This is a genomic window from Nostoc sp. (assembly GCF_035638895.1).
In the GTDB taxonomy this organism is placed as follows: domain Bacteria; phylum Cyanobacteriota; class Cyanobacteriia; order Cyanobacteriales; family Nostocaceae; genus Nostoc.
Map to the genome: position 1 here is coordinate 1 of NZ_DASQZC010000662.1, position 9,465 is coordinate 9,465.

Consider the following 9,465-nt stretch of genomic DNA (forward strand, 5'->3'; position numbering starts at 1 on the left):
ACTACCTTCATTTCAAATCTAGCAATCCTTCTTCTTTCAATTTCGGATTGAAGCGAATTTGCATTTGCAAACCACGCACTTCTAATAAATGGGTTGAAATTTCTGCTTCTACCCTCCGCGCCACATTTTTAAGAATTTTTATTTGTGCTAATTCATCATTAGCTGGATGTTGATAATTTGCCTGTTCTTCAGGTGTCATTACGACTTTGACATCAATAGGATGAGTCCATTTTTCCTTTTGATCCCCATTTCCCCAAGGGACACTGCCATTTTCAGCAATCCAAGCATTTTCAGTATTTTCTAAAATTGTGCGGCTAGGGCGTTCAATAGTTTGAACTTTGACCCAATAGCATTGCTGTGGCTGACGGACTAAATGCTGTTTGAGGCTGAGGTAAACATCACGAGAGTATCCTACAAATTGCAGCACTTTTTCTTGGTCAAAGATAGCATATATCCCGATTTTACCTTGAAATTGTTCGGGTAATTGGCCGCGATCGTCAATGTAAGGAATGTATTCCAGGGCTGCCAAAGAAGAAAGATTCGTTTCAAGAGCCATACATCAAATATTAAACTTACTATTTGCCTGCAAAATTAAGAATTGCTAACTAGGGAAAAAATATCTTTAAAATTATCCGTTTTCCACTTTTTGGTAAATTGCACAAAGGCGACTGGGTTTAAAAATCTTAGCACTAAACATAAAATTTGGTGGAACGTTGATAATGGCATATTCATCAGAATCATGATACTTTTCAAATTCTGCTGGCATTCCTTTAGTCGTAGTTAAGCTGTAAGGAACTGGTTGAAAAAGTAATTCTGTAAATTTAACTTGCTCACACTGTAACTGTTGACAAATTTGCTTTAAGAAAGCAACGCTTGTCAATAAATTGAATAAATTTTCTTGAGCTTGTGTTTCAAGAGTGAAACTGCTATCAAAGTTCTGGACGATTTTAAGGGGCATTTTATGTATAGGTAGCTATTAATGACTAAGTGATGAGAGAGGATAGGCAACAATCCAAAAGTGCTGGACAACGAAGCCTGCCTTTTGGTGCAGATAAGCTTTATGAAAAATTACCACTTTAAGATCAGCCTATTGGATTGTATGACTTCTGTCAGCCACAGGAGTAAGCTGGCATGATTAAGAATCGTAAAGTGTAGGAGATTTTTAAGGATAGATAATTTTTCCTTAAGGTTGTGCTGACAAACTTCAGATATTGTACTAAAGCGATAGCCTATGGAGTGCTGCGCCTACGCACTTACCACACCAGCCCCTACCCTCCCTAGAAACGATTCTCACACAACAAAAATGAGTGGATAATCGTGATATAAATCACAACTATCCACTCAAAGTTTAGTAAATCGGGGTTACTAGAAAAACCCAAGTAGATTATTGAAACTTGGCAAACTTCAAACCAATTAACGTGATTCAGTTCCTTGATTGGGGCTACCTGCTACAGAATCATTTTCTGGTGCTTCTGGTGTAGCAGTGGGTTTAGCATCGCTCTTTTCATCATCGCCAGTTTTGCGCTTACTTTCGTCAAGAGGGGTTTCGTAATTACCAGAAGCGGGTGTATTTTCTTGGCTACCAGCCTTTTGTGGTTCAGACATTATTGCATTCCTAATAATTTTATTGTTGGTATTATCTTAAGAAGGTTAGGGGTGTGAGTGCATCTATCCAGATATAGTTATGGCTGATTTTTACCTCTATCGGAAGTATTGTTTAGTACTACTCATGTATACTGAAAAAAATCCAGGAATGTAGAGTTTTTTAGCCTTACAGCGCTTTCTATGGTTAAGGGAGGCTTATTTCCGCCAACCTGTACTAAGTGAATAAGATGATTGTGATACAAACTAATCATTGTGTAATTAATGAATCAGAGCAATCTATCGTTACCATCTGGGTGTATGCTTCGCAAAGCAACCTCTGGGGATCAGTGGTCGATTCGATTGCTGGTGTTTTCAGCGAAACTCGACCCAACCCAATTAAATTGGCAGCAATTTTGGGTAGTTGAATGCGATGCCTACGGCGGGCAAAGCCTACGCAATCTGGTAGCTTGTGGACAGCTACGTAATTTCTCAGGGGCACAAGAACTTGGTAGTTTGGTTGTTGCATCACCTTGGAGAGGTCGCGGTTTGGGTACTTTGCTAACGCAGCATTTGATTAATACAGCAACGCAACCACTTTATCTTGAATGTTTAGGTGAACGATTGGCGAAGTTTTACAGTCGCTTTGACTTTGTGCCAATATCTTTTGAAGACTTGCCAGAATTCCCCAAAACAAGAGGCAAGTCTTCGCTCAAGGGGAAATTTAGATTTTCGCAATTAGCTAAAAGGCTGTTCAGAGTTCCTGTGGTGTTTATGGAACACCGGAATAATTTGTAATTCGTAATTCGTAATTCGTAATTCGTAATTCTTAAGGACGCTCTCTATGAGACGCTAAAAGCGTAGCTTACAACTCTTACAGAGTACGCGGACTCGCTAACGTAATTTGTAATTACAGATCGCAAAAAAAGGCTTGATACAAGCTGTTTTCAACCCTTTACTTTCGCCCTTCCCTATTCCCATTCCCCACTCCCCATTTTCAAATCTGAGGTTTAGCAAAAATCGTTAGTAAGACTGGCCCTAGTAAATAGTGGTGATTCAAACACAATAACCCAGCCGAGGAGCCTAGAAGTTGACGTTGATTAGGGCTGTAGAGTCTAATTCCAAGGGGAGAGACTGGCAATAATTGAGGTTCTGTCTCTTTTATGGAGGTAAAATCAACCAAGTAGAAGCGTCCACCGGGAGAAAGTACCCGTGCTATCTCACTAAGTACCTGTTTAGGTTCTAAATAGTGCAAAAAGCTGATAGTGCTGAAAACAGCATTAAATTGACCATCAGCAAAGGGAAGAGATTCAGCTTTGCCCTCGACATAAATTAAGCGTGGACGGTGGCGGTTACTCTGTCTGGCTACCCGCAACATATTAGCAGATAAATCCAATCCGATCGCTTGCAAGTCGGGAAACTGAGTAGCAAGGCGCTCAAGTAAACGTCCAGTACCACAGCCGATATCAAGTATATTTGCTGACTCGGATAAATCGACGTACTCCAGCAACCGTTTGTGAATGGCTCGATAAAACACTGAAGGAAAGAGCCAGTCGTAACTTGGTGCCCATCGGTCAAAAAGGAACTTTTTGTTACTAAAAAAGTCATTCGTCATTAGTTTTCGCAGCTTCCCTGAAGCTCGATACTTTTTTTGGGTAAGTAGCTGCGCCTCCAAATAAGTTGGTTAACTATAGTTTTGCAGTCCGACAATATCTAGTATGCTCACCTTGGCAAATCATCGGGAATTTTGGCAATTGAATTTGTAGTTAACAGTGTGCCTAGAGACTCATTGTATCTCTGTAGAAAACCAAAAAACTAGCAATCAGTGCATAAAACTATAGAACCTAACCGTATGTATTTATAGAGGTTCAAATACAACCAACTGATCTAGTTTGAAATTATTAAGGTAAAAAATTATGACAAGTTTTATTCAAACCCGGTTACACAATGATTTACTCCATCCAGTCCGCCAGTGGTTGGAAACGATAGAAATTCATAACTCCAAATTGGCTCATTTCTTGTGCAAAGCTATTCCTGCTCAGTGTCCCTTTGAGCGAGACATCACGCTTTTTAGCCGGAAGCTGTTTCACATTCCTCCGATGTGTAAATTAAATCCCCTATACGAGGAAGTGGTTGGTTTGCGTTTTAAAGCGCTCTGTTATCTTGCCGATGAATGCGGTGAAGATGTCACAGCCTATTGTTAATAGCCAGTTGGATCGTTATTTGATCAAGCAGCGATGCCTTCGGCGGGCACAGCCGACGCTAATTGTAAATTTACGGTTGTTACTTACTCAGGTTTATACTAAGCTAACGTACACCTAATTTAGATGTTTGGCTATTTAAGTAGCTGACACCTCGAAGACAGTGTTTCCACACCGTATTTTTGCTTACCGTATCCTGCTGAAATCATTAACATTATCATGACGCACATCTTACTGGTTGAAGATGAAGTCAAGCTGGCACGATTTGTCGAATTGGAATTGAATTATGAAGGCTATCAAGTCAGTATTGCCTACGATGGATTAACTGCACTCACCGCAGCGCGTAAGTTACATCTAGATTTAGTAATTTTAGACTGGATGTTGCCTGGTTTTTCGGGATTGGAAATTTGCCGCCGCCTGCGAAGTATTGCTGAGAAAGTGCCGATAATTTTATTAACTGTCAAAGACGAAGTGAGCGATCGCATTGCAGGCTTAGACGCTGGTGCTGATGATTACCTCGTTAAACCCTTCAGCGTTGATGAATTATTAGCCAAAGTTGGCGATCGCTTGCGAAGAAGTCAGCAAGTAGACGGTGCAGATGTTTTAGAATTTAAAGACCTGTGTTTAAATCGTCGCACGCGCCAAGTGTACCGAGATCAGAGGTTAATTGAGTTAACTGCTAAGGAATTTGATTTACTAGAATATTTACTGGCCCATCCGCGACAGGTAATTACGTGCGATCGCATTTTACAAGAAGTCTGGGGTTACGGCTTCATAGGCGATGCCAATATAATCGAACTTCAGATGCGCTACCTACGGCTGAAACTTGAAGCCAATAACCAAAAGTGCCTCATTCAAACTGTGAGTGGTGTCGGCTACACATTGCATGATTGAATTTGGGATGGGGCATTGGGGAATGGGGAATTTTCCCCCTACTCCCCACTCCCTACTGCCTCACTCCCTTCCAGTGTGAAATAACGGTAAAACCCCAAAGTTTTCTATTCCAGGAAGATTTGGGGTTTTTGGCAATCTGAGTAAAAACTCATCCAACACCGGGTTAATTATATTAGTATGCACAAAGCTGTCATCATCTAAAATCTAAAACTGCATGACCTATCTAGAAACAGCAGCGCAATTCTACCGCGAAGTTGCCGAAACCCCGCAAGTTGGACTTTGTTGTGTGCAAAGTACACCCCTGCAACTACCAGGATTAAAAATTCCTTTGCCAATGCAGGAAATGAACTATGGTTGTGGCACTACCGTTCACCCCACTGAACTAGGAAATCAACCTACTGTGCTGTATGTCGGTGTTGGCGGCGGCTTAGAAGCATTGCAATTCGCTTACTTTTCCCGCCATGCAGGTGCTGTAATTGCCGTTGAACCGGTTGGAGCCATGCGGGAAGCAGCTGCACGCAACCTGGAAATTGCTGCTCAAGAAAACCCGTGGTTTGACACCAGCTTTGTAGAAATCCGCGAAGGTGATGCTTTTAACTTACCTGTTGCTGATCTTCGCGTCGATATCGTGGCGCAAAATTGCCTTTTCAATATTTTTGAACCAGAAGATTTAACCCGTGCTTTAAAAGAAGCCTATCGGGTATTAAAACCAGGCGGACGTTTGCAGATGAGCGATCCAATTGCTACTAGTCAAATTCCAGCACATCTTCAACAAGATGAACGACTGAGAGCCATGTGTTTATCAGGCGCACTCACATATCAAGAGTATACTGAACGGATTACAAATGCTGGTTTTGGTCAAGTTGAAATTCGCGCCCGTCGTCCTTATCGTCTACTAGATTCCCAGACTTATAATTTAGAAGAACATCTACTTTTAGAAAGTCTGGATTCCGTCTCCTTTAAACTTGCTATTCCAGAAGATGGTGCTTGTATCTTCACGGGAAAAACAGCAGTTTATGCTGGCTTGGAACCCTTCTTCGATGACTCAGCAGGTCATCTACTCCAGCGTGGTATTCCCGCCGCAGTGTGTGATAAAACTGCTGCTAAACTTGCGGTTATCAACCCAGCAGAAATAATTGTGACTAATTCAACCTGGCACTATAGCGGTGGCGGTTGCTGTTAATTTGTTAAAAAATAATTCAGATGTCAGAAGTCAGAATTGCTCTGTACGACTGGGGAATGAATGCACAATTTGAATATTTCACAAATTGCACTCTGAATTCTGGATTCTGACTTCTTCTTTATAACCCCAAAATGTTGTTAATTAGTGTATTTATTGCCACGCTTTTTTTAGCATATTCTAATGGTGCAAATGACAACTTTAAAGGGGTAGCAACGTTGTTTGGTAGCCGAACTACTAGCTATCAAACAGCAATTTTGTGGGCAACTTTTACAACTTTAGCTGGCGCGGTTGCTGCAACTTTTTTGGCAAGTACATTAATTAAAAACTTCTCCGGGAAAGGATTAGTGCCTGATGCGATCGCTAATTCACCAGAGTTTCATTTGGCAATTGCTCTTGCTGCTGGTTTAACTGTACTGATAGCCACCTTCATGGGGTTTCCTGTTTCCACAACTCACAGTTTAACAGGTGCGCTGGTTGGCGCTGGATTAGTTTCGATCGGACTCAAAGTTAATTTTGCAGCTTTGGGAACTTCTTTTATTTTGCCTCTATTACTCAGTCCAATTATTGCTATTCCTTTGGGAGCAGGAATTTACAGTTTATATAACTATATAATTTCAAAATGGAATCTATCAGTCAATCAGAAAATAATTGATACTTGCCATATTATCAGCGCTGGAATTGTCAGTTTTGCTAGAGGCTTAAATGATACTCCCAAGATTTTTTCACTCATTCTAGTTATTGAGTATTTTTCGATTCAGGGGGGAATGATTACAATTGCGATCGCAATTGCACTTGGCGGTTTACTCAACTCCCAAAAAGTTGCAGTAACCATGAGTGAAAAGATTACCTCATTGAATCATACTCAAGGATTATCAGCAAATATAGTAACTGGAGTTCTGGTTATTGCAGCTAGTCAGTTTGGGCTTCCGGTTTCTACGACTTACGTTTCAGTTGGTTCTATTTTTGGAGTAGGCTTGACTAGCAAAAAAGCTAATATGCGTGTTTTTTATCAGATACTATTATCGTGGATTTTAACTTTACCTACTGCTGCAATTATTAGTGCAATAACATACAGATTATTACAAGGATAGAAAGATTGAATATATTTATAATATATTAAAGGAGTAGTTAACTAATGCAAACTCAATCAAGAATTACGCCATTTAAAAACAAACTCAATTCTCCTTTTATAAAAAAGGGAATCACTGTTTTACAAATTAATCTAGGTAAGCGTTGTAACCTTGCCTGTACACACTGTCATGTAGAAGCTGGGCCAAAACGTACAGAAGAACTTTCTCCTGAAGTTTGCGAACAATTGATTTCGCTAATCCATAAATTCCCCGAAATTAAAATTGTGGATTTGACTGGTGGCGCACCAGAAATGAATTATGGATTTAAACCATTAGTAGAAGCAGCAAGAGCAACTGGTAAACAGGTGATTGTCCGGTCTAATTTGACCATTTATTTTGAAGATGGATTTGCTGATTTACCAGAATACTTTGCTCAACACAAAATAAGAGTTGTGGCTTCCCTACCTTGCTACTTAGCAGATAATGTTGATAAAATGCGCGGTGCTGGTGTTTTTGATAATTCAGTCAAAGCTTTGCAGTGGCTTAACCAGCTTGGCTATGGGAAAGAGCCAAATTTAATTTTGGACTTGGTATTTAATCCCCAATTACCCACGAATGAAAATTTTTCCTTAGCTCCCGAACAGACCAACCTAGAACGAGATTACAAAATGTTCTTACAAGAACATTTTAATATTGTGTTTAGCAACCTCTTCACCATTACCAACCTACCAGTTGGTAGAACCAAAATGCATTTAGAACGGAGAAAACTGTACACCAGCTATTTGCAGTTTTTAGAGTCTCATTTTAATCCCGACACAGTTGAACATTTGATGTGCCGCGATGAACTCTCAATTGACTATCTAGGCAATGTATATGATTGCGACTTTAACCAAATGATGAATTTGCCTGCAAAAAATCGCAATGGTGATTTGACGGTTAGCAAACTCTTAGAAGCTGACAGTTTAAACCTGATTAATGAGATACAAACTGCTGCTTATTGCTATGGTTGTACTGCTGGATGTGGTTCTAGTTGTGGTGGTGCTTTGCTCTAAAGGCAAATCCATTAAAATAGGTAACTGGGTATAGCCACCAATCTCTGTCTCAATTCAAGAACGTTTTAGAATAGTATTTCGACACTGATGAATTAAAGGAGACTGTGACCACTACATTACACTGGCAAGAACGGGTTGGTAATCAAAGAGATTGGGTTTGGCGCGGCTGGCAAACACGCTACACTTACATTCGCCCTAGCCAAAATCACCAGAAAACAACACCACTGATATTACTACATGGCTTTGGCGCTTCTATTGGTCATTGGCGACATAATTTAGAAGTGTTGGGTGAACATCACACAGTGTATGCCATCGATATGCTGGGTTTTGGCGCTTCTGAAAAAGCCGCAGCTAATTACAGCATCGAACTCTGGGTTGAGCAGGTTTACGATTTCTGGAAAACATTTATCCGTCAACCAGCGATTTTGGTGGGCAATTCCAACGGTTCACTGATTTCTATGGCCGCCGCCGCCGCTCACCCCGATATGGTGCTGGGTATGGTGATGATGAGTTTACCCGACCCTTCACTAGAGCAAGAAGCAATCCCCCCTGTACTGCAACCAGTTGTCAGAGCAATTAAAAATATTGTCGCTTCGCCGTTGATTCTTAAACCTGTATTTAACTTCGTGCGCCGTCCAGGGGTGCTGCGTCGCTGGGCTAGTCTTGCCTACGCTAACCCAGAGGCGATTACTGATGAACTCATAGAAATTTTAGCGGGGCCTCCTCAAGATAGAGGTTCCGCCAGAGCCTTCAGTGCTTTATTCAAAGCTACCCTTGGAATTAACTTTAGTCCCAGTGTCAAGAAAGTATTACCAACCTTAACAATTCCCATGTTGTTAATTTGGGGACAAAAGGATCGGTTTGTTCCTCCAGCCCTTGCTAACCAATTTGCCCAATATAACGAGAAATTGGAAGTCCTGAATTTAGAAAATGTGGGTCATTGTCCCCATGATGAATGTCCTGAACAAGTCAACCAAGCTATTTTAGATTGGATTGGGAGGTGGGTTAGCGACTCCGAATAGCCCGCCGCAGGCATCGCTAACCGTTGCTTACTCCCTAATTATTATGCAATGGGAGCGACGCCGAATAGCCCGCCGTAGGCATCGCGCCAACCAATACCTTTGCAACTATTGAATTTTGAATTGCTTAATACCTAGCCAATCGTGGCTTGGTTAGTGTCAACATCTGTAGCCCCACTAACAGAACGAGCTACAGAAACCATCTTGTTGAGAATTTCTTGACTGGGAACTTTACCTTTCAACACCACAGTGCTACCCGTTTGAGCAACCCAAAGGGTATTAACATCATCGAGTTGGGGGTCTTGATCAAATGCCAACGCTACTCGCTTTGCCAACCCACTTTGGTCATATTCCCCGCTTAATCCCACACGTTCTGGGGGTATTGATTGAGTAGCAGTAGACCCAACGTTAGTATTAGGAGCTTGCGCTATTGACTGTGCAGTAGGATTTACTTCTGCATTTTGA

12 protein-coding genes are annotated in these 9,465 nt (G+C 41.1%); 7 read left to right on the forward strand and 5 right to left on the reverse strand.

From position 1 onward, the window contains the following. Nucleotides 1–7 precede the first annotated feature (7 nt). The 3 genes from VE944_RS31175 to VE944_RS31185 all read right to left on the reverse strand — a co-directional run bounded on the left by VE944_RS31175 (nt 8) and on the right by VE944_RS31185 (nt 1,605). On the reverse strand, nt 8–556 hold the full coding sequence (locus VE944_RS31175; RefSeq protein ID WP_324986771.1) for a GIY-YIG nuclease family protein: 549 nt from the start codon (nt 554–556) through the stop codon (nt 8–10). A gap of 72 nt (nt 557–628) precedes the next feature. After that, entirely contained in the window at nt 629–958 is a 330-nt protein-coding gene (locus VE944_RS31180; protein WP_324986774.1) for a hypothetical protein, read from the reverse strand. Nucleotides 959–1,413: 455 nt separating this feature from the next. Beyond that, nucleotides 1,414–1,605 carry a hypothetical protein gene (locus VE944_RS31185; RefSeq protein WP_324986777.1) on the reverse strand — a complete coding sequence of 64 codons (192 nt, stop codon included), beginning with the start codon at nt 1,603–1,605 and terminating at the stop codon, nt 1,414–1,416. 261 nt (nt 1,606–1,866) lie between these two features. Here VE944_RS31185 and VE944_RS31190 point away from each other — a divergent pair, with 261 nt between their 5' ends. Next, nucleotides 1,867–2,379 carry a GNAT family N-acetyltransferase gene (locus VE944_RS31190; RefSeq protein ID WP_324986780.1) on the forward strand — a complete coding sequence of 171 codons (513 nt, stop codon included), beginning with the start codon at nt 1,867–1,869 and terminating at the stop codon, nt 2,377–2,379. A 199-nt stretch (nt 2,380–2,578) separates the two neighbouring features. Here the strand turns inward: VE944_RS31190 and VE944_RS31195 are convergent, their stop codons facing one another. After that, nucleotides 2,579–3,196 carry a class I SAM-dependent methyltransferase gene (locus tag VE944_RS31195; protein ID WP_324986782.1) on the reverse strand — a complete coding sequence of 206 codons (618 nt, stop codon included), beginning with the start codon at nt 3,194–3,196 and terminating at the stop codon, nt 2,579–2,581. Between the two features lie 301 nt (nt 3,197–3,497). Here VE944_RS31195 and VE944_RS31200 point away from each other — a divergent pair, with 301 nt between their 5' ends. From VE944_RS31200 to VE944_RS31225, 6 genes are all read left to right on the forward strand, one after another. Further along, the gene (locus VE944_RS31200; protein WP_152589333.1) at nt 3,498–3,785 is read left to right on the forward strand and encodes a Mo-dependent nitrogenase C-terminal domain-containing protein; all 288 of its coding nucleotides are present in this window, start codon (nt 3,498–3,500) and stop codon (nt 3,783–3,785) included. 216 nt (nt 3,786–4,001) lie between these two features. Further along, entirely contained in the window at nt 4,002–4,676 is a 675-nt protein-coding gene (locus tag VE944_RS31205) for a response regulator transcription factor (protein ID WP_324986789.1), read from the forward strand. Nucleotides 4,677–4,890: 214 nt separating this feature from the next. Continuing rightward, nucleotides 4,891–5,859 carry an arsenosugar biosynthesis arsenite methyltransferase ArsM gene (gene arsM / locus VE944_RS31210; protein ID WP_324986791.1) on the forward strand — a complete coding sequence of 323 codons (969 nt, stop codon included), beginning with the start codon at nt 4,891–4,893 and terminating at the stop codon, nt 5,857–5,859. A gap of 131 nt (nt 5,860–5,990) precedes the next feature. After that, nucleotides 5,991–6,950: an inorganic phosphate transporter gene (locus VE944_RS31215; RefSeq protein WP_324986794.1), complete on the forward strand. Its 960-nt coding sequence runs from the start codon at nt 5,991–5,993 to the stop codon at nt 6,948–6,950. Nucleotides 6,951–6,994: 44 nt separating this feature from the next. Beyond that, nucleotides 6,995–7,981: an arsenosugar biosynthesis radical SAM (seleno)protein ArsS gene (arsS, locus tag VE944_RS31220; protein WP_324986797.1), complete on the forward strand. Its 987-nt coding sequence runs from the start codon at nt 6,995–6,997 to the stop codon at nt 7,979–7,981. A gap of 104 nt (nt 7,982–8,085) precedes the next feature. Beyond that, nucleotides 8,086–9,003 carry an alpha/beta fold hydrolase gene (locus VE944_RS31225; RefSeq protein ID WP_324986798.1) on the forward strand — a complete coding sequence of 306 codons (918 nt, stop codon included), beginning with the start codon at nt 8,086–8,088 and terminating at the stop codon, nt 9,001–9,003. A gap of 131 nt (nt 9,004–9,134) precedes the next feature. Here VE944_RS31225 and VE944_RS31230 read toward each other — a convergent pair. Further along, nucleotides 9,135–9,465, reverse strand: a 331-nt coding sequence (locus VE944_RS31230; protein ID WP_324986800.1) for a BON domain-containing protein, incomplete at its 5' end; no start/stop codon positions are given.